This is a genomic window from Teichococcus aestuarii, from assembly GCF_003116135.1.
Lineage (GTDB): Bacteria > Pseudomonadota > Alphaproteobacteria > Acetobacterales > Acetobacteraceae > Pseudoroseomonas > Pseudoroseomonas aestuarii.
In genome coordinates, this window is sequence record NZ_PDOA01000003.1 from 258,641 (window position 1) to 281,107 (window position 22,467).

The window sequence follows — 22,467 nt, forward strand, 5'->3', positions numbered from 1 at the left end:
CCGCCCTGGTGGCGATCCGCGCTTTCGGTTCGTTCCTCTCCTGGAGAGGAAGCTTGTCACCGCCCATGCAGGCTGTAAACAATAAACACCGCCCGAACATGCGGGAGAGGAAGCGCCCATGTCGCAGCGAGAGGCCAACGGCCCGGACGCGGTCCTGGCATCCACCGGCGAGGCCCAAGGCCAGGACAGCGGCGTCTCGGCGCTGCGGGCGCGCATCGCGGCGCGGCAGCCGCTGGGCCGCAGCGTGCAGGCGGCGCTGGAACGGTTGATTGAAAGCGGCGCGCTGCCCCCCGGGGCGCGGCTGAACGAGGTGGCGCTGGCGGCGCAGCTCGGCGTCAGCCGCGGCCCGGTGCGCGAGGCGGCGCGTGCGCTGGAGAAGGATGGCCTCGTCACCGTCATCCTCAACCGCGGCGCCTTCGTCCGCAGCCTCGGGATGGAGGAGGCGGCGCAGATCTACGAGCTGAACGCGGTGCTGTTCGGCCATGCCGCCGCGCTGCTGGCCGAGAGGCTGAAGGGCCGGCGCGACGGCCCGGAGGCCGCCACGCTGCGCGCGACGGTGGCGCGCATGGACCACGCCGTGGAACAGGGTGCGCTCGAGGCCTTCTTCACCGACAACGCGCTGTTCCACCAGCAGATCGTCGGCCTCTGCGGCAACCAGCCGCTGCAGGCCGTCTATCTGGAGCACACGCGCAAGCTGCTGCTGCTGCGCCGCCGCTCCTTCGACGCCGCCGGCAACATGCGGGTGGCCAATGCCGAACACCATCGCCTGCTGGCCAGCATCCTGGCCGGAAAGGCCGAGCCGGCGCGGCGCCACGCGGAGGCGCACACGCGCGCCGGCCGGGCCCGCTACCTGGCCGCCATCGCGCAGGGCAACGCGGCGGCGGAGACCACCGACACGCCCCATGAACAGCACAACGGGAAGGAAACGCCATGCTGCTGATTGACCGGATCGGCGTCGATATCGGCCGCCGCCTGCGGCTGGAGGACGCCATCGACTGGGCGGCCGAGAACCAGGTCCGCTACATCGACATCCAGCTCGACACCGGCGCCAACCGGGTGAACGAGTTCGACGACGCGCGCGCCGCCGCGATCCGCGAGCAGGCGGCGCGGCGCGGCGTGACGCTCGGCCTGCACACCCTCTCGGCGGTGAACGTGGCGGAATACTCGCCCTTCCTGTCGGAGGCGGTGGATGCCTACATGCGCGCCTATATCGACCTCGCGCCGAAGCTGGGCGCGGAATGGATCGTGGTGCATGCGGGCTACCACTTCACCGCCGACGTGAAGCCGCGCATGGAGGCGGGGCTCGAGCGCCTGAAGCGCATGGTGGGCCATGCCGAGGAGCGCGGCGCGCTGCTGCTGCTGGAGAACCTCAACAAGGAGCCCGAGGACGCCGAGGTGCACTACCTGGCGCACACCATCGAGGAGTGGCGCTACTACTACGACCGGATCAACTCGCCGGCCTTCGCGCTCTCCTTCACCGCCAATCACGCACATCTGATGCCGGACGGGGTGGAGGGCTTCGTCGACGCCATCCCGCTGGAGCGCGTGGCGGAGGTGCGGCTGGCCGACTGCTTCCGCAACGGGCATGAGCAGCACCTGCTGCCCGGCCAGGGCGATTTCGACTTCGGCGCGATGTTCGCGCTCCTGGAGCGGCGCGGCTTCAAGGGCCACTACATGAACGCCTTCGGCACGCTGGACGACATGCAGAAGGCCCGGCACGACATGGTGGCCATGGCACGGGAGGCCGGCGCCCCGGTCACCTGAGGCCTGGCCCATTCCCGAGCCTGCGCAGGAGCCATTCCTGGGGGCGGTTGGCAAAGCGCCGCGCGGTTGGGTATCACCCACCGCGCGGCGGCGCCTGCCCGCCGACCCAGCACAAGGCCTCAGCATGAGCACCGACACCCCGCCCGACCGCCTCTCCAGCAACCCGAAGAGCCCCCATTACGACGCCGCCGCCATCGAGCGCGGCGTGGGTGTCCGCTTCAAGGGCGTCGAGAAGAACAATGTGGACGAGTATTGCGTCAGCGAGGGCTGGGTGCGCCTGACCCTCGGCAATTCGGTGGACCGCAAGGGCAACCCGATGACCATGAAGCTCCAGGGCACGGTCGAGCCCTACTTCCGCGACGCCGGCTGAGGCGGCGGCCGGCCCCCGGCTCCTCCGCCCCCCTCCGCTCCCTTTCCCCGACACCGCCGAAGGACATGACCATGCGCCCTGCCCTCCCGCTGCTGCTCTGCCTGCCGCTGCTCGCCTGCGCGCAGGCCGTCTACGAGGTGCCGGTGGCGACGCCGGCGGGGCTGCAGGCGGCGGCGTCGGAGATCGGCCAGGGGGCGGCGCCGGGCCGTCGCAACCTCTCCGAGGATGAGGCCAAGGCCGCCATCACCCGCGTGGCGCGGCGCTTGGCGCCGGCCGGCACCGCCGTGTGCCAGGAGATCGGCCGCGGCGCCGGCTGCGAATGGCGCTTCGTCTACGACCCCAGCACCGACCTGAATGCCGCCGCCACCGGCGAGGGCGTCATCGTCGTGCAGCGCGGCGTGGCCGACTATGCCCGCAACGACGCCGAGATCGCCTTCGTCGTGGCGCACGAGATGGCGCACCACGCCGCCGACCATGTCCGCTCCACCCAGAACCGCGCCCAGGCGGGGGCGGCGCTGGGCGGCATCCTGGCCTCGCTGGCCGGCGCCTATGCGGGGCTGGAGACCGGGCAGCTGGCGCAGACCGCCTCCGGCGTCGGCGCGCAGCTCGGCGTCATCTCCTACAGCAAGGCGCAGGAGCGGGAGGCAGACGTGCTGGGCGCCGCCATCCTGCACCGCGCCGGCTACGACATCGGCGAGGCGCGGGACATGCTGCTCACCCTGGCCCGCCTCTCCGGCCGGACGGAGACGAGCCGCCTCTCCACCCACCCCGCCGGTCCGGACCGCATCGCCTCCTTCGACGGGGCGGTGGAGGAGCTGCGGGCCAGCAACTGGCGCCTGGCGCCGCGCCGCTGAGGGCCGCCGGGATGACCGAGGAGATCACCACCCTCAGCAGCCGCATCGCCTACGAGAACCGCTGGCTGCGGGTGCGCGAGGACCGCATCCGCCGCCGCGACGGCTCGGACGGGCTCTACGGCGTGGTGGAGCGCAGCGACTTCGTGGTGGTGGTGCCGCTCCAGGACGGCCGCATCACGCTGGTGGAGCAGTACCGCTACCCGATCCGCGCGCGGCAGTGGGAACTGCCCATGGGCACCTGGGAGGAGCAGCACGGCCCGGACCTGGCCACGCTCGCCGCCGCCGAGCTGCGCGAGGAAACCGGGCTGGTCGCCGCCAGCCTGCGGCACGCCGGGCAGATCTTCCAGGGGGCCGGCATCTCCAACCAGCGCGGCCATGTGTTCCTGGCCACCGGGCTGACGCAGGGTGCCCATGAGCGCGAGGTCTCGGAGCAGGACCTCATCTGCCGCGACTTCAGCCTGGCCGAGATCGAGGCCATGGTGCGCGACAATGTCCTGCAGGATGCCCCCAGCCTGGCGGCGCTGGGCATGCTGCGGATGCAAAGCTTGCTCTGAAGGCGAGAAAGCTTCCGGCTTCATCGCTTTTTTGAGAAAAATCAGCGCGTTTGTTTTGAAATTGGTCCCAATCGCGTGAGGTGTGCTTCCGCGCGTCTTAACCCTTCATTAGGGTCGCGCCCATGCGCCGCCGATTCCTTCTCCTGGCCGCCACGGCCCCGGCTGTGCTCGTTGCCCCAGGCCTCGCCCACGCGGCGGCCCGGCGGCGGGCCAGCCCACCCCTTGCGCAGCGTCGGCTCGCGCTGCGCCACGCCGCCACCGGCTCCCGTTTCGATGGCCCCTATCACAACGGGGTGGAATTCGACGCGGGCGCCATGCGGGAACTCTCGATCGTGCTGGCGGACACCCGCACCGGCACGGTCCATCCCTTCGACCCGAAGGCCATCGACATCCTGTGGGAGCTGGGCATGCGGGAGCGCATGGAGGCGTTCACCGTGCTCTCCGGCTACCGCACCCCGGCCACCAACGCCGCCGTGCATGGCGCGGGCGACAGCCAGCACCTTCGCGCCGCGGCGCTCGACGTGCAGATCCCGAAGGCGAGGCTAGCCGCCTTCGGCGATGCCGCGCGCGGCCTCGGGCGGGGCGGCGTCGGCAGCTATCCGGACCATGGCTTCGTGCATGTCGATTCCGGCCCGGTGCGGAGCTGGGGTTTCGACCGCGCCGTGGCCGCCCCGCGCGCCCCTGCCCGCACGCCGGAGCAGATCCGGCTCGACCGCATGGCCGAGGCCTGGGCGCAGACACGCCGGCGCTGAGCGGCGCGCCTTCCCCGCCCGATCATGAGAACGCCCCGGCAGGCAAGGCCCGCCGGGGCGCCCGCGTTTCAGCGTGCCGCGCGGCGGATGTTCCACAGCACGGGGAAGCCGAAATCGATCACCCCCTCCAGTTCGGCCCGCCACACGGCCGGGCTGGAGAACTGGCCGGTGAGCGGGAAGTTCACATTGGCCAGGGCGCGCCGGTTGATGTCGGCGACGATGGCGCGGCGCTTCTCCAGGTCGCTCTCCGCCTCGAAGCGCTCCAGCAGCGGCTTCAGCGCCTCGTCGCAGTAGAGCCAGGGGGCGGTGCCGGTGCAGTTGTAGCTGATGCCCGGGTTGCTCAGCGGCTCGGACATGTCGAAGCCGGTGTAGATCACCGGCACCACGCTCCAGCCGCCCTGCTCCACCGGCGCGCGGCTGAGCCAGCGCTGCGCCACCGTCGCCCAGTCCAGCGTCTGCACTTCCACGTTGAAGCCGGCCCGCTTCATGCGGTCGGCCACCACCAGCGCCATGGGGTTGATCAGCGCGGAATCGGCCGGGTGCAGGAACACCACGCGCTCGTTCTTGTAGCCGCTCTGCTTCAGCAGCGCCTGGGCGCGCTCCAGGCTGGGCTCGCGCAGCGCCTCGCCGCCCGCCTCGCTGCTGTAGCGCGTGCCGCACAGGGTCATGGACTGGCAGGGCACGCGCGTCATCTCGTCCGGCAGGCCGTGCACCGCCACCACCTCCCGCTGGTCCAGCGCCATCTGCAGGGCCTGGCGCACGGGCAGGCTGTCGAAGGGCGGCTGCGCGTGGTTCACCGCCACCGCGCCCATGATCTGCGCGATGCCGCCCGGCTTGGCCAGCACCAGCTTCCGGTCCCGCCGCAGCATCGGCAGGTAGTCGAGCGGCGCGTATTCCAGGTAGTCCACCTCGCCGTTCTGAAGGGCGGCGGCGCGGGTGGCGGGGTCGGTGATGGTGAGGAACTCGACGCGCTGCATATGCGCCACCTTGCCGCCGGCCAGCCCGTCGGCCGGCTCGTCGCGCGGGCGGTAGCGCGGGTTGCGGCGGAACACGGTGCGCTCCCCCGGCACCCACTCCTCCTTCACGAAGAGGAAGGGACCGGAGCCGACGATCTCCGTCACCGGCTGGGTGGGCGGGGTGGCGGCCAGCCGCGCCGGCATCATGAAGGGGGTATGGACACTGGGCTTGCCCAGCGCGTCGATGACGCCGCCGAAGGGCTTTGCGAGCTTCAGCTCGAAGCTGTCCGGGCCGGTGGCGCGCAGTTCCTGTGTGGCGGCCATCAGGCGGCGGCCGGTGGAGTCGCGCGCCCCCCAGCGCTTCAGCGAGGCGACGCAATCCTCGGCCGTCACCGGCGTGCCATCGTGCCATTCGAGGCCGGGGCGCAGGGTGAAGCGGTAGGTCAGCCCGTCCGCGCTCACCTCCCAGCCCTGCAGCATCTGCGGCCGGTACTGGCCCTGGCTGTCCATCGCCACCAGCGTGTCGAACACCATGTAGGCGAAGTTGCGGGTGACGAAGGAGGTGCCGGCGATCGGGTCCAGCGTCTGCAACCCGACATTCACCACCAGCCGCAGCGGCTTCTCCGCCGGCTGCGCCCGCGCACCGGCGGGGGCCAGCCCCGCCCCCAGCCCCGCTCCGAGCATCGCCGATGCCAGCACCGTTCGCCTGAGCCACGTCCTGAGCAACATGCTTCCAATCTCCCCTGCGGCTGCGCCGGGCGGCGCGCTCTCCCTGGCGGACAGCCCCACAAGAGGGGCCGGCGCGCCGTATCGTTGAGCGATACGATGGCATTGATCGCTGGCCGGCATGAAGCCACTCCCCGCGCCGGCCGGCAAGCGGCTGGCACGCCGCATGGCCGGCGCGGCCTGGCTGCGGCATGCTGCGGCGGCCAGAACACGCCACAGGGAAGAAAACCGCCCATGCCCGCCACGCCCCGAGACGCCTTCCGCGCCCTGCTCGCCGGCCCCGGCTGCGTGCACCCTGCCTCGGTCTATGACGCCGCCACCGCCCGCATCGCCGCCGATATCGGCTATGAATGCGGCATCCTTGGCGGCTCGGTGGCCTCGGCGGCGGTGCTGGCGGCGCCGGACCTGATGGTGATGACGCTGACCGAACTGGCCGGGCTGGTGCGCCGCATCACCCGCGCCGGGCCGCTGCCGCTGCTGGTGGACGCCGACCATGGCTTCGGCAACGCCCTCTCCGCCGCACGCACGGTGGAGGAGCTGGAGGCCGCCGGCGCCGCCGCCCTGACGCTGGAGGACACGCTGCTGCCGCAGCCCTTCGGCGAGAGCGCCACGCGGCTGGTCAGCCTGGAGGAGGGGCTGGGCAAGCTCCGCGCCGCCCTGGCCGCGCGGCGCGACCCCGCGCTCTGCGTGGTGGCGCGCACGGGGGCGCTCTCGGCCACCACGCTGGAGGATGCGCTGGAGCGCGCCCGCGCCTATGCCGCCGCCGGGGCGGACGGGCTGTTCCTCACGGGCGTGCAGGATCTGGCGCAGCTCGCCGCCCTGCGCGCCGCGGTGGACATCCCCCTGCTGGTGGGCGGCAGCCGCGAGGGGCTGGGCGATGCCGCCACCCTGGCCGGGCTGGGCGTGCGGGTGATGCTGCAGGGGCACCACAGCTTCCCCGCCGCGCTGCGGGCAGTGGAGGAAACGCTGCGCGCCCTGCGCCAGGGGGACGCCCCGGCGGCCAACGACCCGGCCCTGCTGCGCCGTGCCCTGCGGGCGGAGGATTACGCGGCGGCCGGGCGCGCCTTCCTCCAGCCGTCCCGGCCAGCCTGAGCCTGGCGGCACTAATGGTACACTATCGCAACGAAGAATCGGGGATTTCGGGCAAACCCCTTGCTCCCCGCTGCTGCTTTGCTCGGCGCCCCACCGCTGTCCCCATCCTATGCCGCCACTTATCCCCAGCCTCATCCACGGGATCGGGGGATAAGTCGGGCGGCCCTCCGCGGCCTCCGCCCGCGCTTCCTTTGCGCGCCGCCAGCGGCTAAAGCCCGCCTCCATGCGGAATTTCGATGCGGTGATCCTCGGCGCCGGCGCGGCCGGGCTGATGTGCGCGCTGCGCGCCGGGCAGCGCGGGCGGCGCGTGCTGGTGCTGGACCACGCCCCCCAGGCCGGCGCGAAGATCCTCATCTCGGGCGGCGGGCGGTGCAACTTCACCAACCGCGACACCAGGCCGGAGCGGTTCTTCTCCGCCAACCCGCATTTCTGCAAATCCGCCCTGAAGCGCTACACCCCGGCCGACTTCCTGGCGCTGGTGGAGAAGCACCGCATCGCCTGGCACGAGAAGACGCTGGGCCAGCTCTTCTGCGACCATTCAGCGCGCGAGATCGTCGCCATGCTGCTGGCCGAGTGCGCGGCGGCGGGGGTGGAGATCCGCCTCGGCCACCGCATCACGGATGTCTCCCGCGCCGACCACTACCGGGTGCAGACCGACCGCGGCGACTTCACCGCCCCCGCCCTGGTGCTGGCCACGGGCGGCCTCTCCATCCCGAAGATGGGGGCCACCGGCCTTTCGCTGGACATCGCGCGCCGCTTCGGGCTGCCGCTGACGGAAACCCGGCCCGCCCTCGTCCCGCTCACCTTCGCCGGCGAGGTGCTGGAACTGATGCGCCCGCTCTCCGGCGTGGCGCTGCCGGCGGTGGCGCGGCTCGGGCGGCACAGCTTCCCCGAGGCGGTGCTGTTCACCCATCGCGGCCTTTCCGGCCCGGCGATATTGCAGATTTCCTCCGCCTGGCGGGAGGGGCAGGCCATCGCGCTGAACCTGCTGCCCGGGGCGGAGGACGCGGTGAACCTGCTGGTGGCGCGCAAGGCCGCCCGCCCGAAGGCGGAGCCGCGCACCGTGCTGGCCGAGCTGCTGCCGCAGCGCCTGGCGCAGTCGCTGGCCGCCGCCTGGCTGCCCGACCGGCCGATGGCCATGCAGACCGACCGCGACCTGCGCCGCGTGGCCGGCAGCCTGGCGCACTGGAGCCTCACCCCCTCGGGCACCGAGGGCTACGCCAAGGCCGAGGTGATGCTGGGCGGCGTGGACACCGCCGCCCTCTCCTCCCGCACGATGGAGGCCACCACCGTGCCCGGCCTGCATGTCGTGGGCGAGGCGGTGGACGTGACCGGATGGCTCGGCGGCTACAACTTCCAATGGGCCTGGGCGAGCGGCTGGTGCGCCGGCGAGGCGCTGTAGCGCCCGCCGCCGCTCAGAACTCCACCTCCAGCTCCTCGATCGCCTCCGGCTCCTGCTCGGCCTCCTGCATCCACTCCGCCATGTCGGGCCAGGCGAGCAGGTGGTCGCGGTAGGTGGCGCAATCCGGGTTCAGCGCCACGTCGTAGGTGAGGAAGCGGCTGGCGACGGGGGCGTACATGGCGTCCGCCACGCTGGGCCGGTCCCCGAACAGCCACGGCCCGCCCCAGATGTCGAGGCAGTCCTGCCAGATCTCCTGGATCAGCGCGATGTCGGCGCGCGGGCCGGACCAGAGGGTGAAGCCGGGCCGGCGCGCCCGCATGTTCAGCGGCAGCGAGGCGCGCAGCGCCGCGAAGCCCGAATGCATCTCGCCCGAGATGGAGCGGCAGCGGGCGCGCGCCAGGCGCTGGGCGGGCATCATCTGCGCCCCGGGGTAGGCCTCGTTCAGGTGCTCGGCGATCGCCAGCGTGTCCCAGATGGCGATCTCGCCCTGCAGCAGGCAGGGCAGCCGGATGGTGGAGCTGCGCGAGAGCAGCTCGGCCCGGGCCTGCGGGTCGTCCGCCGCCGCGACCTGCACCGTGAAGGGGATGCCGGCCAGCCGGCACAGCAGGAAGCCCCGGAGCGACCAGGAGGAGTAGTTACGGCTGCTGATGAGAAGCCGGGACTGGACCATGGCACCGCCTCCGGAAACCGTGAGGATGCAACCTTAGGCGCGCCACGGTCTTGACGGAATGGCAATATATGCCCAACCAACATCCCCCCTCGCGGCGAAGGAACATTTTCGTTACCTTTCGCTGGGGCGGCGGGCAAGATGCTGGCCATTTGGGCAAGGCATGGACGCGGGAGAGGCTCCAGCGGATGATGTACCAGATCTATCAGGCCCAGCAGGACCTGATGACACCGATCCGGATGTTTGCCCGGGGAACCGGAGCGGTGCTGCGGCAGTTCGACACCGGGCGGCCGGAAACCTTCGCTCTGCGGCAGATGACCGCCGCGCTGGAGCTCCTGGGCAGCAGCGGTATCACCCACACCCGGCCTCCTTTCGGCTTCACCAGCGTCCAGGTCGGCAACCAGGAGATCGCGGTGGAGGAGGAGGCGCTCTACAGCACCCCCTTCGGCACCCTCCTGCACTTCCGCAAGGATGTGGACATCCCGCAGCCCAAGGTGCTGGTGGTGGCCCCCATGTCGGGCCACTTCGCCACCCTGCTGCGCGGAACGGTGCAGGTGCTGCTGCCGGAGAACGACGTCTACATCACGGACTGGACCAATGCCCGTGACGTGCCCCTCTCCGCCGGGCGCTTCGGCATGGACGAGTTCATCGACCATGTGATCCGCTTCCAGGAGGAGATGGGGCCGGGCGGCCATGTGCTGGCGGTGTGCCAGCCGGCCGTGCCGGTGCTGGCGGCGGTGGCCGTCATGTCGGAGGCGAAGAACCCCGCCACGCCGCGCAGCATGACGCTGATGGCCGGCCCCATCGACACCCGCATCAGCCCCACCAAGGTGAACGAGCTGGCGCAGGGCAACACCATCGAATGGTTCGAGAAGAACCTGGTGGACACCGTGCCCTGGCGTTTCCAGGGTGGCGGGCGGAAGGTCTATCCCGGCGCGCTGCAGCTCACCGCCTTCATGTCGATGAACATGAACCGGCATGTGCGGGCGCATCTGGAGCAGTACCGCAACCTGGTGGGCGGCGATTCCGAGCTGGCCGACGCGCACCGCCGCTTCTACGACGAATACCTGGCGGTGATGGACCTGCCGGCCGAGTTCTACCTGGAGACCGTCCGCACGGTGTTCCAGGAGCACCACATGCCGCTCGGCCAGTTCCACTACCGCGGCCGGCTGGTGCGTCCGGAGCTGATCCGCCGCACCCGCCTGCTGACCGTGGAGGGGGAGCGGGACGATATCTGCGCCATCGGCCAGACGGCGGCGGCGCTCGACCTCTGCGCCGGCCTGCCCGCCACCATGAAGCACAACCACCTGCAGACCGGCGCCGGCCACTACGGCGTGTTCAGCGGCCGCCGCTGGGCCAACGAGGTCTACCCGCTGGTGCGCGACACCATCGAGGCCGCTTCCTGACAGGGCGGGAGGGGGCTGCCCCCTCCCGCCTCAGAGCGCCGGATGGCCGAGGTGGTGGTAGTCCCTCCGCCACCAGATCAGCGCCGGGCCGGGCGCGCCGAGATGGATGGCCCGGATGCTGGCGAAGAACACGCTGTGCGTCCCCTTCTCCAGCACCTCGTCGATCGCGCAGTCCAGCGCCACGGCGGCATCGGCCAGCACGGGGGCGCCGGTCTCCAGCGTCGTCCAGTCGCCGTGGGCGAAGCGCTGCTCCGCCGTCAGCGCGCCGGTGAAGCCGGCGAAGACGTTGGAAAGCTCCTGCTGCCCCGCCGAGAGCACGTTCACGCACAGCACGCCATTGGCCTTGATGGCGGCGTTCTGGCCGCTGTTGCGGTTGATGCAGACCAGCAGCGTGGCGGGGTCGTCGGTCACGCTGCACACGGCGCTGGCGGTCAGCCCGGCCCGGCCGCCGGCGCCGTCGCTGGTGATCAGGCTCACCGCCGCGCCCAGGCGCGCCATGGCTTCACGGAAATCGGGGCGGGAGACGGGCATGCTGCGGGCACCTTCAGACTACGCCAGCACATGGTGCCATGCGGGCTTTCTGCAAACCACCCGGACAGGCTGTTCCAGGGGGTTCGGCGTGCCGCCCGGCCAGCCTGGGCCGGATGGCGAAAGACTGAAGCGGCGGGCGCTTCCGTCCGGCCCCCATCCCGCTATCCTGCCGGCTCCGGAACCGCGAGTCAGGATAAGCACATGCCCGAAATCACGATCCAGGCCACCGACGGCAGCGGCAGCTTCTCGGCCTACCTGGCCATGCCGAAGCAGGTGCCGGCCGGCGCGGTGGTGATGATCCAGGAGATCTTCGGCGTGAACCATGCCATGCGGTCGCTCTCCGACTGGGTGGCGGACATGGGCTTCATCGCCATCTGCCCCGACCTGTTCTGGCGCCAGGAGCCGGGCATCCAGCTCACCGATGGCAGCAAGGAGGAGTGGGACCGCGCCTTCGCCCTGATGAACGCCTTCGACCAGCAGAAGGGCATCGAGGACCTGAAGGCGACGCTGGCGGCCGTGCGCGTCATGCCCGGCTGCAACGGCAAGGCGGGCACCATGGGCTTCTGCCTGGGCGGCCGGCTCGCCTTCATGATGGCGACCGAGTCGGATGCGGATTGCAATATCTCCTACTACGGCGTCGGCATCGACGGGCTGCTGGAGGGCAAGGACCGCATCACCAGGCCGCTGCTGATGCACATCGCCGAGCTGGACAAGTTCGTGCCGGAGGCGGCCCGCAAGGCGATCCTGGCGGGTGTCGAGGGCAAGCCCGAGGTGGCGGCGCATGTCTATCCGGGGGTGGACCACGCCTTCGCCCGCATGGGCGGCCATTCCTGGGACGGGCGGGCGGCGACCATCGCCAATGGCCGCACGGCCGAGCTGCTGGCGCGCTGCCTGGGCTGAGCCCGCATCGGGGGGGGGGCGTGCCCCGCCCTCCCCTTTCCCTTCAGCCGCCGAGGTGGGCCTCGATCCAGTCGGCGCGGCGCAGGCGGTAGAGCGTGTGGCGGCGCAGCCGGTGGCCTTCCGGCAGGCGGGGGTGGCCGAAGACGCCGGCGGGGCGCATCCCGAGCCGCTCCATCAGCGACCAGGAGCGGATGTTCTCCGGCACGGTGAAGGCGACGATCTCCGCCAGCCCCAGCGGGCCGAAGCCATGCGCCAGCGCGATCCGTGCCGCCTCCTCGGCCAGGCCCTGGCGCTGGAAGGCGGTGGCGAAGCGCCAGCCGATCTCCACCGGCGGGTCGGCCGGCGCCTCCCAGGGGATGCTCTCCCAGGCAAGGCGGGCCAGGCCGCACAGGCCGATGATGCCCGGCACCCCAAGCCGCTCCACCGCCCAGAAGCCGTAGCCATGCGCATCGAGATGCGCCGCCATCCGGTCCATGAAGGCATCCGAGGCGGCGCGGTCCAGCGGGGCGGGGAAGTGGCGCATCACCGCCGGGTCGGCGTTCAGTGCGGCCAGCGCGGCGCGGTCCTCCTCCCGCCAGGGGCGGAGCCGCAGGCGCGGCGTGTGCAGGGTGGGCGGGTTCGTCGCCATGCGGTCCAGCCTAGCCCCGGCGCCGGCCGATCCGCCAGCCACCCCCCTCCCCCTCCGCCCCGAAGGGTCTATGGTGCGCGCCGGAGGAACCGGCCCATGAACCCTGAGACCCTGGAGGCTTCCCCGGAGGCCCTCGCCGCCCGCGTGCCGGACGGCGCGATGGTGGCGCTGCCGCCCGACAATTCCCTGCCCTCGGTGGCGCTGGCCAAGGCGCTGATCCGCCGCGGCGCGCGGGGCTTGCGGCTGCTGGGTGTGCCGGTCTCGGGCTTCGCCACCGACATCCTGATCGGCGCCGGCTGCGTGGCGGAGGTGCAGACCAGCGCCGTCAGCCTCGGCGAGGCCGGCTTCGCCCCCCGCTTCACCGCCGCGCTGAAGGAAGGCCGGATCACGGTGCGGGACGCCACCTGCCCGGCCATCCACACCATGCTGCAGGCGGCCGAGAAGGGCGTGCCCTTCATGCCGCTGCGCGGGCTGATCGGCAGCGACATCCTGGCCAACCGGCCGGATTGGCGCGTCATCGACAACCCCTTCGCCGGCGGCGGCGATCCTGTCGTGCTGCTGCCCGCCCTCTCCCCCGACTTCGCGCTGATCCACGCCGCGATGGCGGACCGCGAGGGCAATGTCTGGCTCGGGCGGCGGCGGGAATGCGCCACCATCGCCCATGCGGCGAAGGCCACCTTCGTCACGGTGGAGCGGCTGCACGACGGCAACCTGCTGGAGGATGAGCGCCTCGCCCCCGGCACCATCAGCGCCACCTACATCAGCGGCATCGCCCTCGCCCCGCGCGGCGCGCAGCCCGTGGCGCTGCTCGACGAATACGGCGTGGATGCCGGCTTCATCGCCGAATACGCCCGCGCCGCCCGCACCGAGGAAGGCTTCCAGGCCTGGCTGGCGCGCCACGTCACCGAGCAGCACGAGGAGGCACTGGCATGAGCGGCCCCGAGATCAAGCCCGAGGAACGCCTCGCCGCCACCCTGGCGCGGCTGATCCTGGACCCGGCCGCGCCGCCCGCGCGGCACATCGCGGTGGGCGCCGCCTCGCCCATCCCGGCCGCCGCCTGCTGGCTGGTGAAGAAGTCCGGCCACCCCGTGCGGCTCTCCCTGCTGCACAAGCGCAGCGGCAACCCCTTCACCGAGGGCTCGCGCGAGCTGTTCGACCTCACCGGGCAGGGGCGGATCGACCTGTTCTTCCTGGGCGGCGGGCAGATAGACGGGCAGGCCAACATCAACCTGATCGGCACCGGCGAATGGCCGGGCACGGGGGCGCGCTTCCCCGGCAGCTTCGGCAGCGCCTTCATGTACATGATGACGCCGCGCACCATCCTGTTCCGCGAGGAGCATTCGCCCCGCGTACTGGTGGAGAAGGTGGACAACATCTCCGCCCCCGGCCTCTCCGCCCCCGGCGTGTTCCGCCGCGGCACGGCGCAGGCGCTGGTTACCGGCCGCGCGGTGTTCCGCTTCGACCCCGCGCGCGGCCGCTTCGCGCTGGAGAGCGCCCATCCGGGCGAGGATGTCGCCAGCATCCGCGCCGCCACCGGCTTCGACTATGACGAGCCCGCCCATCTCCCCGCCACGCCGGACCCGACGCCGGAGCAGCTCGCCCTGCTGCGCGGCCCGGTGCGGGACGAGATGATCGAGACCTACCCCGAATTCTGCGCCCGGGTCTTCGGCGCAGCCGAGAAGAAGGACGCCGCCGCATGACCGATGCCCTGCCCACCAACGATTCCCCCACGGGCGCCGGCCTGGCCCGCTCCGCCGGCGCGCTGGCCGGGCTGAAGGTGATCGACCTGACCCGGGTCCTCGGCGGCCCCTACTGCACCATGATCCTCTCCGACCATGGCGCCGAGGTGATCAAGGTGGAGCCGCCGCAGGGCGACGAGGTGCGGGAATGGGGCCCCCCCTTCCAGGGCGATGCCGCCAGCTACTTCATCGGCGTCAACCGCAACAAGAAGTCGATCGCGCTCGACCTCGCCAAGCCTTCCGGCCGCGCCGTGCTGCTGCGGATGCTGGAGGATGCCGACGTGCTGGTGGAGAACTTCAAGCCCGGCTCGATGGAGAAGTGGGGGCTGGGCTACGAGGAGGTGCTGAGCAAGAAGTTCCCGCAGCTCGTGCATTGCCGCGTCTCGGGCTTCGGCGCCACCGGTCCGCGCGGCGGGCTGCCGGGCTATGACGCCATCATCCAGGCGATGGTGGGCCTCATGTCCATCAACGGCACGCCGGAGACGGCGCCAGTGCGCATGGGCACGCCGATCGTCGACCTCGCCACCGGCCTCTACTCCAGCATCGGCATCCTGATGGCGCTGCAGGAGCGGGCCCGCTCCGGCCAGGGCCAGTATGTGGACATGACGCTGCACGATTGCGGCATGGCGCTGCTGCACCCGCAGGCCGCCAACTACCTGCTGAACGACAAGCGCCCCAAGGCCACCGGCAACCCGCACCCGAACATCTCGCCCTACTCGGCCTTCAAGACGGCGACCTGCGAGATCTTCGTTGCCTGCGGCAACGACCCGGCCTTCCGCAAGTTCTGCGCCTTCCTCGGGCTGGAGGGGCTGCCGGAGGACCCGCGCTTCCGCACCAATGGCGACCGCGTGACCAACCGCGAGGCGCTGGCCGCCATCCTGGAGCAGCGCCTTTCCACCGAGGATGGCCACGACCTCTCCGACCGCCTGCTGGCCGCCGGCCTGCCCGCCGGCCCGGTGCTGAACGTGGACGAGGCGCTGGCCGCCCCGCACACCGCGCACCGCGAGATGGTGACGCAACTCGGCGAGTTCCGCGCCCTGGGTACGCCGATCAAGCTCTCCCGCACGCCGGGCGGCACGCGCGCCGCCCCGCCCGCCTTCAACCAGCATGGCGAGGACGTGCTGGCCGCGCATGGCTACAGCGCCGAGGAGATCGCCGCGCTGAAGGCGGAAGGCGTGCTGATCGAGAAGAAGAGGTAAGTCGTTCTTTTTTTAGAAAAAAGAACCAAAAAACTTTTGCCTGTTGGCGGTGCGCTGGCCGAGAGCGTGACGCCAAACTGACAAAGTCTTTTTGCTTCTTTTTCTTCAGAAAAAGAAGAATCCTCAGAAGACTTCAGATGGCCGCACTCCCCGGAGTGCGGCCATCCTCCTTTGGTTCCAGAACATCTCCCCATGAACGCGCCGCTCACCCCCCGCCAATGGGGATTGCTCCTCCTGCTCGCCCTGGCCTGGGGCGGCAGCTTCTTCTTCATGGCGGTGGCCGGGCGGGCCTGGCCGCCTTTCACCGTGGTGCTCTCGCGGGTGGTGCTGGCGTCGGCGCTGCTCTGGCTGCTGCTGGCGCTGAACCGGCAGCGCCTGCCGCTGCGCCGCCCGGTGCTGCTGGCCTGCCTCGGCATGGCGCTGCTGAACAACCTCATCCCCTTCAGCCTGATCGTCTGGGCGCAGCAGAGCATCCCGAGCAGCCTGGCCTCGGTGGTGAACGCGGCGACGCCGGTGCTGACCGCCGTGGTGGCGCATCTCGCCACGGCGGACGAGAAGCTCAGCGGCCACCGCCTCGCTGGCGTGCTGGTCGGCCTGGGCGGGGTGGCGGTGCTGGCCGGGCCAGCCGCCTTCGGCACGGGGGCGGAGCTGCCGGGCATCCTGGCGGGGCTCGGCGCCTGCCTCAGCTATGCCTGCGCCGGCGTGTGGGGCCGCCGCTTCCGGCGGATGGGCGTGCCGCCGCTGGCGGCGGCGGCCGGGCAGACCACGGCGAGCATCCTGCTCGCCCTGCCGCTGGTGCTGCTGCTGGACCAGCCCTGGCACCTGCCGCTGCCGGGGCCGGAGGTGATCCTGGCGGTGCTGGCGCTGGGGCTGATCTCCACCGGCGTGGCCTATGCGCTGTTCTTCCGCCTGCTGGCCGAGGCGGGTGCCACCAACACCGCGCTGGTGACGCAACTCGTCCCGGTCATGGCCATCCTGCTCGGCGTGCTGGTGCTGGGCGAGGCGCTGCTGCCGCGGCACCTGGCCGGCATGGCGCTGATCGCGCTCGGCTTCATGGTGCTGGATGGCCGCCTGCGGCGCCGCGCCGCTTGATCTGGCGCCCTGCGGCATCGTGCCGCTTGATCTGGCGCCCTGCGGCGCCGCGCCGCTTGATCTGGCGCAACGCGGCGCGGCGCCCGGCGCGGCAGAATGTGGGGCATGATCGCCGATTGCCTGCATGACCTGACCGCGCTTGGCCCTGGCGGGCTAGCCGCGCTGATGAGCGCGCTGTTCCTGGCGGGGCTGGCGGGGGGCGCCACGCATTGCGCCGCCATGTGCGCGCCCTTCGTGCTGGCGCAGGCGGCGGCCGTGTCGCCGCGCGCGGCGGCGGGTGGGCGGCTGGCACGGCTCGGCGGTGCGGCGCTGCTGCCCTACCACGCCGGCCGGATGCTGGGCTACGCGCTGCTGGGTGCCCTGATGGGCGGTGGCGCCGGGCTGGCAGGCGCGCTGGTGGAAGGCGGCAGCGTGCCGGGCGCACTGCGCCTGTCGCTGGCGGCGCTGCTGCTGCTGGCGGCGCTGCTGATGCTGGGCCAGGCCTCGGCCCGGCTGGCGCACGGCCTGGGCCGGTGGCTGCCGCGCCTGCCCGCCCCGCGCCTGCCGGGCTTCCTCTCGCGGCATCTCGGCGCCCTGCTGGCGGCGCCCGATGGCTGGCGCGGCGTGGCGCTGGGGCTGATGCTCTCCGCCCTGCCCTGCGGCCTGCTCTATGGCGCGCTGGCCGGCGCGGCGGCCACAGGCAGCGCGCTGGGCGGGGCGCTGGCCATGCTGGCCTTCTGCGCCGGCACGGTGCCCGCCCTGGTGGGGGTGGCGCTGCTCGGCCGCTTCTTCGGGCGGCGCAGCGGGCCCTGGCTGCGCCCGGCGGGCGCCGCGCTGTTCGGCCTCAACGCGCTGATGCTGGCGGCGCTGGCCTGGCGGCTGGTGCAGGCACCGCTTTCTTAGGATTTCTTTACCCGCCGCCCCCGACTCTCCCGCCCGACGCCATGGCAGGAGGGAGGGGAGCTTGGCACTGCTGGTCTCCGGCGAGGTTCCGAACACCATCCTGGAGAATGGCCGCCCCGGCGACTGGGTAGCGACACTCAACCTCTCCGGCATCGTCAACCCGCTGGAGGTGCGGCTGATCGGCGAGTCGGCCCGCCTGTTCGAGGCGACGCTCGACCGGCTGACCGGCACCGTCACCATCGTGCCCGCCATGGTCTTCGACCGCGAGGCCGAGGCCAGCGCCACGAACCCCGTCTTCCGGTTCGGTCTTTCCGTGCGCACGGAAAGTGGCTGGCAGGACGCGACGCAGAGCTGGTCCGTCACGCTGCTGGGGATCGACGACGCGCCACCCCGGCGCCTGCTCTTCGCTTCCGGCGGATCGGTGCTGGAGACGGATGTGGGCGGCGTCATCGGCCGGCTGCAAGGCTATGATTCCGACACCGACATCCGCAGCCTGACCTATGAGGTGGCCTGGCCGGACTCCGCCCTGTTCGAGGTGGTGGGCGACGTGCTGAAGCTGCGCGACGGGGTGGATTTGCTGCGCGAGGGCGGCACCACCCGCCCGGTGATGATCACCGTCTCGAACGGCCGACAGGATGCCAGCTTCCTGATGGATGTCGTGGTGATCGACGCCACCACCGTGGACACCACGCCCGCCCCTCCCGCCATCGAGCCGCCACCGCCGCCACCGCCGCCTCCGCCACCGCCGCCGCCGCCGCCACCGCCGCCGCCGCCGCCACCGCCTCCGCCGCCGCCTCCGCCGCCGCCACCGCCTCCGCCACCACCGCCTCCGCCACCACCGCCTCCGCCGCCGCCGCCACCTCCTCCGCCACCGCCGCCTCCGCCACCACCGCCACCGCCGCCTCCGCCACCACCGCCGCCTCCGCCACCGCCGCCTCCGCCACCGCCACCACTGCCGGAACCCGGTTCTCCGGCGCTGCCTGACCAGCCGCCACCGCCAGATGTGCAGAACACCCTGCACATCGTGGCGCAGGCCGCGCCGGCGCTGTTGAACAGCTTCAAGCTGGTCTGGCAGGCGGAGCACACCGGCGTCACCGCAGGAGGCGAGGCCCATGCCTCGCTCTCCTCCGGCGGGCTGCTGTGGCTATCGGCCGAGGATCAGCGGCGGCTGCAGGCCGGCCTCGCCCAGTTCGAGGCGCCGCCCGATGCTTCCTACCTGCTGGATTTCGGCGGCACGGGCGAGGAGCGGAGAATCCTTGTCTGGGTGGCCGGCAGCGAGCCCGAGGCAGAGCTTGGCAGCCTGCTGCACGGCCTGCTCCGCCACCGCGAGGCGCTGGAGCAGCTCAGCCTGCCCAATGGCGGCAAGCTGCTCGAGGCCCTGCAGGCCCTGGCACAGGACAAGCCCGCGGGCGCGGCCTCGCTGGACCTGAAGCTGCTGGCGCCCCTCTCGCCCGCCGCCGGCCTCTCAGGCCCCCTGCAGCCGGAGAAGATGATCGCCGCCCTGTACGACACGGTGCTGAACCGTGCGCCCTCCATTCCCGATCTGGCCCACTGGATGGGCCATGCGGGCGACGGGCCGGCCGAGGCATGGGAGGTGGCGCAGGCGCTGCTGGAAAGCCCCGAATTCCTCGCCCTCCACGCCGGGGAGAGCGACCGCGACTTCGTGGCCAGCCTCTACCGCAACACCCATGAGCGGGACCCCGCCCCCGAGATCGTGAACCACTGGAGCGAGCTTCTCGGCAGCCACGCGCTGGACCGGGTGGAGCTGGTGCTGCGGCTGGCCCTGCCGCCGGAGGAAGGCTTCGCCCTGCGCTGACGGGGCAGGCCGATACACAGGGTCACTTGCGACTAATTCTTACTTTCGGCAATCTGGCCCGACACCCTCTTGCCACCAGGGAGACCCGACCGCCATGGCTACTCACGGCCTGCCCACCTGGCCCTGGACCGACGCGCATGTCGACGCCCTCCCCGTGCCCGAGGCGCTGCTGCTGGAAGGCATGCGCCGCTGGTCCTGCGCCACGCGCCGCGGGCTGGCCGGCCTGCCCGAGGCACGGCTGCCCTTCATCGCCGAGAATGTGGCGGCGGCCGCGCCGGCGCTGGACGCGGTGATGCGCCTGGGCGGGCACCGTTTCGCGATGGGGGAAACCGTGCATCCGGCCCTCATGGGAGATGAGCCCGCCCTGCTGCTGGCCTTCGCCCTGGCACAGCGTGGCCCGCGGCGGGAGGCGCTGGCCGCCTTTCTCCGCCTGCTGCCACCGGCCGGCGCCTATGCCGCCATGGGTCCGGCGATCGGCCTTTCCCTGAGCTTCCGCCGCGCCGGGCTGCTGCTGGCCAACCCGCTGCGTGGATAAAAAAAGCGCGCCACCGGCGCGCTTTTCCCGACAAGGGCCAAAGGCCCGGGCGCCGCCTCAGTCCTGGCGGCCCCAGGCGATGCGTCCGGCCGTGCCGCAGGCCTCGCACACCGGCTTCCACTGCGCGTGCACCTTGCCGCACTGGCCGCAACGCCAGCGCGGCTCCTGCGGCGCGGCCGTGGCGGCGCGCAGCCACTTGGCCTCGGCGGCGCGGGCCACCGGGCTGTCGCCATGCTCCAGCTGCTCCAGCTCCACCAGCATCAGGTAGGCGCGGGCATCGGCCTCGCCGGACTCCACCAGCGCCTCCAGCTCGCTGCGGGTGCGGCCGGTCAGGCTGGCCTGCAGCGCCACGCGGGCCAGCAGCAGCCGGCTCTCCGCATGGGTGCGGTTGCGGCTGACCAGCGCCTCGGCCAGCTTCACCCGCGCCAGCGGGTCCGCCTCGCCCTCCAGATAGGCCTCGGCCACCTGCGGGTGCGGCGCGGCGGCCCAGCCCTGCTCCAGCACCGCCTTGGCGCGGCGCGGGCTGCCATTGGCGGCCATGCGCTTCGCATGCGCCAGCACGGCGGGGGTGAAGCCGGGGTCGGCCTGGAAGGCCTGGCGCTCCAGCTCGGCGGCACGCTCGGCGTCCGGCTCCTGGCTGGCGGCGGCCATGGCGAGCGGCGCGCGCGGCGTCTCCGGCGCGGCCAGGGTCAGCGCCTCGCGCCAGTCCTGGGTGCGCAGCGCCAGCACGGCGCGCTCCTCGCGCAGCCAGGCGGCGCCGGGGTGGGCGGCCTCGGCCTCGCGCGCCAGCGCCTGGGCGGCGGGCCAGTCCTTGCGCTGGATGGCCTGCCGCAGCAGGCCGCGCAGGCCGATGAAGCGGGCATCCTCGCGCTTGGCCAGCGCCTGGAAGGCCTCGGTGGCGGCCTCCTCACGCCCGGCCATGCGCTCGGCCTCGGCGGTCAGCAGCAGCAGCTGCGGCGTGTCGCCCAGCAGGGTGCGGGCCTTGCGGACCTCGCTGCGCGCCGCGTCGGCCGAGCCGGCGGCGAGGGAGACGAGGGCGCGGGTCAGCACCGCGTCGCCCTGCTCCCGCCGGCGCGCGGCGCGGCGGGCGCGGGCGCGGGCCGGCCAGCCGATCAGCGCGCGCAGCCCCACCAGCAGCCCGTGCAGCACCAGGAACAGCACGACGAGGCCGATCAGCAGCACCGGCAGCGAGATGCCGATGAACATGTCGCCCACCCGCAGCTCCACCGACCCGCCCAGGCGCATCAGCCCCCAGGCGATGGCAACGGCGACGAGGCTGAGCAGCAGCAGCCCGATGGCGCGGCGCATCAGCCCTGCCCCCCGCTGCGCAGCTCGCCGAGCGCGCCGCGCGCGGCGACGAGGCCGCGCGCCTGCTCCAGCCAGGAATTCATCGGCGCCCGCACCGGCTCGGGCAGGCCCTCGATGCGGCGGATGGCGGCCGGCAGGTCGCCGGCCTCCAGGGCGCGGCGGGCCGCCTCCAGCTCGCCGCTCACCGAATCGCCCCACACCACGTTCTCGCCACGGCGGACGGTGACGAGGTTGCCGAGGCGGCTGGCGGCGGATTCCCACACGCTCTGGCCCTCATTGGCGGGCTCGGCCTTGGCGCGGGCGGCGCGGGCGGCATCCTCGAAGGAGAGGCGCAGCGCGGCCTCGGTGGGCGGCGCGTTCTCGGCGTAGCGCCGCAGCGCGGCGGGTGCCTCGCCGCCCAGGCCGGACAGGGCCTGGCCGAGCGGGCGGCCCGCCTCCAGGGCGGTCTCCACCCCGGCGCTGGCGATCAGCCGCGACAGGCGCTGCTCGGCATTGGCCAGACGGCTCTCGCGCGCCTCGAGGGCGGAGAAGCGCTCATCCAGCGCCTTCTCGCGCGCCGCGGCCCGCTCCTGCGCCGCCGCCTCGGAGGCGGCGATGCGCTGGCGCATGGTCTCCTCCACCGCCGCGAAGCGCGGGCCGAGCGCCGCCTCGGCGGCGGCCACGCGCTGGGCGATCTGCGCCTCGGCGCCGCTGATGCGCTGGGAGAAGGCGCGCTCGGCCTCCTCGATGCGGGCATTGGCGGCGCGCTCCACCGCCTCGCGGTCGCTGCGCTGGCTCTGCACCTGCTCGCGCAGCGCGCCCACGGTCTGCCGGGTCTCACTGAGGCCGGATTCCACGGCGCCGAGGCGCTGCCCGGCCTGGGCCAGCGGCCCGCTCTCCAGCGCCTGCAGGCGCTGCGGCAGCGGCTGCAGGGCGCGCAGCTGCTCCTGCACCGGCTGCAGCGCGGAGAGGCGCTGCTCCAGCGCCTCCACGCGGGCGGGCTCCACCGAGGGCCCCGGCCGGTTGGCCAGGCTGATGCCGATGGCCAGCAGGGCGGCCACGCCGCTCACCGCGGCGATGGGCAGGGCCAGATGCTCCAGGCGGCCACGCGCCGGAGCGGTGGGCGCGGGCGGGGCGGAAGGATTGGTCATGCGTGGGGGGGAGCTGTCCTGCGGGGTGGCGGGGCGGGGCGGCGTGGGCACAGGCGGAATCACCGTCTCCTGGGTGGTGGCCTCGGCCCGGGGCGCGGGCTTCTGCGGCGGCGTGGCCGGCGGGGCGGAGGGCGCGGGTGCGATGGGCGTGCTGCCGCCCGGGG

23 protein-coding genes are annotated in these 22,467 nt (G+C 72.7%); 17 read left to right on the forward strand and 6 right to left on the reverse strand.

Features of this window, described 5'->3' with window-relative positions; genetic code table 11:
* The first annotated feature begins 118 nt into the window (after nucleotides 1-118).
* The 6 genes from CR165_RS25975 (at nucleotide 119) to CR165_RS06670 (ending at nucleotide 4,294) form a co-directional block, all read left to right on the forward strand.
* A complete protein-coding gene (locus CR165_RS25975; protein WP_109516183.1) occupies nucleotides 119-940 on the forward strand; it encodes a GntR family transcriptional regulator in 822 nt (273 codons plus the stop codon).
* Nucleotides 931-1,764 (forward strand): sugar phosphate isomerase/epimerase family protein, encoded by an 834-nt coding sequence (locus CR165_RS06650; RefSeq protein WP_109516184.1) that lies wholly within the window; start codon nucleotides 931-933, stop codon nucleotides 1,762-1,764. The genes CR165_RS25975 and CR165_RS06650 overlap by 10 nt, the downstream gene beginning before the upstream one ends.
* A 124-nt stretch (nucleotides 1,765-1,888) precedes the next feature.
* On the forward strand, nucleotides 1,889-2,134 hold the full coding sequence (locus CR165_RS06655; protein ID WP_109516185.1) for a DUF3297 family protein: 246 nt from the start codon (nucleotides 1,889-1,891) through the stop codon (nucleotides 2,132-2,134).
* Between the two features lie 71 nt (nucleotides 2,135-2,205).
* On the forward strand, nucleotides 2,206-2,988 hold the full coding sequence (locus CR165_RS06660; RefSeq protein ID WP_109516186.1) for a M48 family metalloprotease: 783 nt from the start codon (nucleotides 2,206-2,208) through the stop codon (nucleotides 2,986-2,988).
* An 11-nt stretch (nucleotides 2,989-2,999) separates the two neighbouring features.
* Nucleotides 3,000-3,542 carry an NUDIX domain-containing protein gene (locus CR165_RS06665; RefSeq protein WP_109516187.1) on the forward strand — a complete coding sequence of 181 codons (543 nt, stop codon included), beginning with the start codon at nucleotides 3,000-3,002 and terminating at the stop codon, nucleotides 3,540-3,542.
* A gap of 122 nt (nucleotides 3,543-3,664) precedes the next feature.
* Nucleotides 3,665-4,294: a YcbK family protein gene (locus tag CR165_RS06670; protein ID WP_109516188.1), complete on the forward strand. Its 630-nt coding sequence runs from the start codon at nucleotides 3,665-3,667 to the stop codon at nucleotides 4,292-4,294.
* 68 nt (nucleotides 4,295-4,362) lie between these two features.
* On the opposite strand, the gene CR165_RS06675 is transcribed toward CR165_RS06670, so the two are convergent.
* Nucleotides 4,363-5,979, reverse strand: a complete 1,617-nt coding sequence (locus CR165_RS06675) for an ABC transporter substrate-binding protein (RefSeq protein WP_109516189.1) — start codon at nucleotides 5,977-5,979, stop codon at nucleotides 4,363-4,365.
* Between the two features lie 231 nt (nucleotides 5,980-6,210).
* Here CR165_RS06675 and CR165_RS06680 point away from each other — a divergent pair, with 231 nt between their 5' ends.
* Nucleotides 6,211-7,068, forward strand: coding sequence for an isocitrate lyase/phosphoenolpyruvate mutase family protein (locus tag CR165_RS06680; RefSeq protein ID WP_181378026.1), 858 nt, complete (start codon nucleotides 6,211-6,213; stop codon nucleotides 7,066-7,068).
* A gap of 223 nt (nucleotides 7,069-7,291) precedes the next feature.
* A complete protein-coding gene (locus tag CR165_RS06685) occupies nucleotides 7,292-8,470 on the forward strand; it encodes a BaiN/RdsA family NAD(P)/FAD-dependent oxidoreductase (protein ID WP_109516191.1) in 1,179 nt (392 codons plus the stop codon).
* A 13-nt stretch (nucleotides 8,471-8,483) separates the two neighbouring features.
* On the opposite strand, the gene CR165_RS06690 is transcribed toward CR165_RS06685, so the two are convergent.
* A complete protein-coding gene (locus CR165_RS06690) occupies nucleotides 8,484-9,140 on the reverse strand; it encodes a glutathione S-transferase (protein ID WP_109516192.1) in 657 nt (218 codons plus the stop codon).
* A 188-nt stretch (nucleotides 9,141-9,328) separates the two neighbouring features.
* Between CR165_RS06690 and CR165_RS06695 the strand changes: the two genes are divergently transcribed.
* The gene (locus CR165_RS06695) at nucleotides 9,329-10,543 is read left to right on the forward strand and encodes a polyhydroxyalkanoate depolymerase (protein ID WP_456316311.1); all 1,215 of its coding nucleotides are present in this window, start codon (nucleotides 9,329-9,331) and stop codon (nucleotides 10,541-10,543) included.
* Between the two features lie 30 nt (nucleotides 10,544-10,573).
* Here CR165_RS06695 and CR165_RS06700 read toward each other — a convergent pair whose 3' ends face one another.
* The gene (locus CR165_RS06700) at nucleotides 10,574-11,074 is read right to left on the reverse strand and encodes a flavin reductase (RefSeq protein ID WP_109516194.1); all 501 of its coding nucleotides are present in this window, start codon (nucleotides 11,072-11,074) and stop codon (nucleotides 10,574-10,576) included.
* A 201-nt stretch (nucleotides 11,075-11,275) separates the two neighbouring features.
* Between CR165_RS06700 and CR165_RS06705 the strand changes: the two genes are divergently transcribed.
* Nucleotides 11,276-11,974 carry a dienelactone hydrolase family protein gene (locus tag CR165_RS06705; RefSeq protein ID WP_109516195.1) on the forward strand — a complete coding sequence of 233 codons (699 nt, stop codon included), beginning with the start codon at nucleotides 11,276-11,278 and terminating at the stop codon, nucleotides 11,972-11,974.
* A 43-nt stretch (nucleotides 11,975-12,017) separates the two neighbouring features.
* On the opposite strand, the gene CR165_RS06710 is transcribed toward CR165_RS06705, so the two are convergent.
* Complete coding sequence (locus tag CR165_RS06710) at nucleotides 12,018-12,602, reverse strand: GNAT family N-acetyltransferase (protein ID WP_109516196.1); 585 nt, start codon at nucleotides 12,600-12,602, stop codon at nucleotides 12,018-12,020.
* Nucleotides 12,603-12,698: 96 nt separating this feature from the next.
* On the opposite strand from CR165_RS06710, the gene CR165_RS06715 reads away from it, so the two are divergent.
* From CR165_RS06715 to CR165_RS06745, 7 genes are all read left to right on the forward strand, one after another.
* On the forward strand, nucleotides 12,699-13,535 hold the full coding sequence (locus tag CR165_RS06715; protein ID WP_109516197.1) for a CoA transferase subunit A: 837 nt from the start codon (nucleotides 12,699-12,701) through the stop codon (nucleotides 13,533-13,535).
* On the forward strand, nucleotides 13,532-14,302 hold the full coding sequence (locus tag CR165_RS06720) for a CoA-transferase (RefSeq protein WP_109516198.1): 771 nt from the start codon (nucleotides 13,532-13,534) through the stop codon (nucleotides 14,300-14,302). Before CR165_RS06715 ends, CR165_RS06720 begins: the two co-directional genes overlap by 4 nt.
* A complete protein-coding gene (locus tag CR165_RS06725) occupies nucleotides 14,299-15,540 on the forward strand; it encodes a CaiB/BaiF CoA transferase family protein (RefSeq protein ID WP_181378027.1) in 1,242 nt (413 codons plus the stop codon). The genes CR165_RS06720 and CR165_RS06725 overlap by 4 nt, the downstream gene beginning before the upstream one ends.
* A gap of 192 nt (nucleotides 15,541-15,732) precedes the next feature.
* Nucleotides 15,733-16,632 carry a DMT family transporter gene (locus CR165_RS06730; RefSeq protein WP_109516199.1) on the forward strand — a complete coding sequence of 300 codons (900 nt, stop codon included), beginning with the start codon at nucleotides 15,733-15,735 and terminating at the stop codon, nucleotides 16,630-16,632.
* 105 nt (nucleotides 16,633-16,737) lie between these two features.
* Entirely contained in the window at nucleotides 16,738-17,514 is a 777-nt protein-coding gene (locus CR165_RS06735; protein WP_109516200.1) for an urease accessory protein UreH domain-containing protein, read from the forward strand.
* Nucleotides 17,515-17,575: 61 nt separating this feature from the next.
* Nucleotides 17,576-19,330, forward strand: a complete 1,755-nt coding sequence (locus CR165_RS06740; RefSeq protein ID WP_109516201.1) for a DUF4214 domain-containing protein — start codon at nucleotides 17,576-17,578, stop codon at nucleotides 19,328-19,330.
* 94 nt (nucleotides 19,331-19,424) lie between these two features.
* Nucleotides 19,425-19,865, forward strand: coding sequence for a hypothetical protein (locus tag CR165_RS06745; RefSeq protein WP_109516202.1), 441 nt, complete (start codon nucleotides 19,425-19,427; stop codon nucleotides 19,863-19,865).
* A 57-nt stretch (nucleotides 19,866-19,922) separates the two neighbouring features.
* On the opposite strand, the gene CR165_RS06750 is transcribed toward CR165_RS06745, so the two are convergent.
* Both CR165_RS06750 and CR165_RS06755 read right to left on the reverse strand, forming a co-directional pair.
* Nucleotides 19,923-21,173: a heme biosynthesis HemY N-terminal domain-containing protein gene (locus CR165_RS06750; RefSeq protein WP_109516203.1), complete on the reverse strand. Its 1,251-nt coding sequence runs from the start codon at nucleotides 21,171-21,173 to the stop codon at nucleotides 19,923-19,925.
* A complete protein-coding gene (locus tag CR165_RS06755; protein WP_109516204.1) occupies nucleotides 21,173-22,303 on the reverse strand; it encodes a COG4223 family protein in 1,131 nt (376 codons plus the stop codon). The genes CR165_RS06750 and CR165_RS06755 overlap by 1 nt, the downstream gene beginning before the upstream one ends.
* Between the last annotated feature and the right edge of the window lie 164 nt (nucleotides 22,304-22,467).

Bases quoted from the DNA above. Each gene is read 5' to 3' on its own strand.
- CR165_RS25975 (WP_109516183.1), top strand. From the start codon at position 119: ATGTCGCAGCGAGAGGCCAACGGCCCGGACGCGGTCCTGGCATCCACC.
- CR165_RS06650 (WP_109516184.1), top strand. From the start codon at position 931: ATGCTGCTGATTGACCGGATCGGCGTCGATATCGGCCGCCGCCTGCGG.
- CR165_RS06655 (WP_109516185.1), top strand. From the start codon at position 1,889: ATGAGCACCGACACCCCGCCCGACCGCCTCTCCAGCAACCCGAAGAGC.
- CR165_RS06660 (WP_109516186.1), top strand. From the start codon at position 2,206: ATGCGCCCTGCCCTCCCGCTGCTGCTCTGCCTGCCGCTGCTCGCCTGC.
- CR165_RS06665 (WP_109516187.1), top strand. From the start codon at position 3,000: ATGACCGAGGAGATCACCACCCTCAGCAGCCGCATCGCCTACGAGAAC.
- CR165_RS06670 (WP_109516188.1), top strand. From the start codon at position 3,665: ATGCGCCGCCGATTCCTTCTCCTGGCCGCCACGGCCCCGGCTGTGCTC.
- CR165_RS06675 (WP_109516189.1), bottom strand. From the start codon at position 5,979: ATGTTGCTCAGGACGTGGCTCAGGCGAACGGTGCTGGCATCGGCGATG.
- CR165_RS06680 (WP_181378026.1), top strand. From the start codon at position 6,211: ATGCCCGCCACGCCCCGAGACGCCTTCCGCGCCCTGCTCGCCGGCCCC.
- CR165_RS06685 (WP_109516191.1), top strand. From the start codon at position 7,292: ATGCGGAATTTCGATGCGGTGATCCTCGGCGCCGGCGCGGCCGGGCTG.
- CR165_RS06690 (WP_109516192.1), bottom strand. From the start codon at position 9,140: ATGGTCCAGTCCCGGCTTCTCATCAGCAGCCGTAACTACTCCTCCTGG.
- CR165_RS06695 (WP_456316311.1), top strand. From the start codon at position 9,329: ATGTACCAGATCTATCAGGCCCAGCAGGACCTGATGACACCGATCCGG.
- CR165_RS06700 (WP_109516194.1), bottom strand. From the start codon at position 11,074: ATGCCCGTCTCCCGCCCCGATTTCCGTGAAGCCATGGCGCGCCTGGGC.
- CR165_RS06705 (WP_109516195.1), top strand. From the start codon at position 11,276: ATGCCCGAAATCACGATCCAGGCCACCGACGGCAGCGGCAGCTTCTCG.
- CR165_RS06710 (WP_109516196.1), bottom strand. From the start codon at position 12,602: ATGGCGACGAACCCGCCCACCCTGCACACGCCGCGCCTGCGGCTCCGC.
- CR165_RS06715 (WP_109516197.1), top strand. From the start codon at position 12,699: ATGAACCCTGAGACCCTGGAGGCTTCCCCGGAGGCCCTCGCCGCCCGC.
- CR165_RS06720 (WP_109516198.1), top strand. From the start codon at position 13,532: ATGAGCGGCCCCGAGATCAAGCCCGAGGAACGCCTCGCCGCCACCCTG.
- CR165_RS06725 (WP_181378027.1), top strand. From the start codon at position 14,299: ATGACCGATGCCCTGCCCACCAACGATTCCCCCACGGGCGCCGGCCTG.
- CR165_RS06730 (WP_109516199.1), top strand. From the start codon at position 15,733: ATGAACGCGCCGCTCACCCCCCGCCAATGGGGATTGCTCCTCCTGCTC.
- CR165_RS06735 (WP_109516200.1), top strand. From the start codon at position 16,738: ATGATCGCCGATTGCCTGCATGACCTGACCGCGCTTGGCCCTGGCGGG.
- CR165_RS06745 (WP_109516202.1), top strand. From the start codon at position 19,425: ATGGCTACTCACGGCCTGCCCACCTGGCCCTGGACCGACGCGCATGTC.
- CR165_RS06750 (WP_109516203.1), bottom strand. From the start codon at position 21,173: ATGCGCCGCGCCATCGGGCTGCTGCTGCTCAGCCTCGTCGCCGTTGCC.
- CR165_RS06755 (WP_109516204.1), bottom strand. From the start codon at position 22,303: ATGACCAATCCTTCCGCCCCGCCCGCGCCCACCGCTCCGGCGCGTGGC.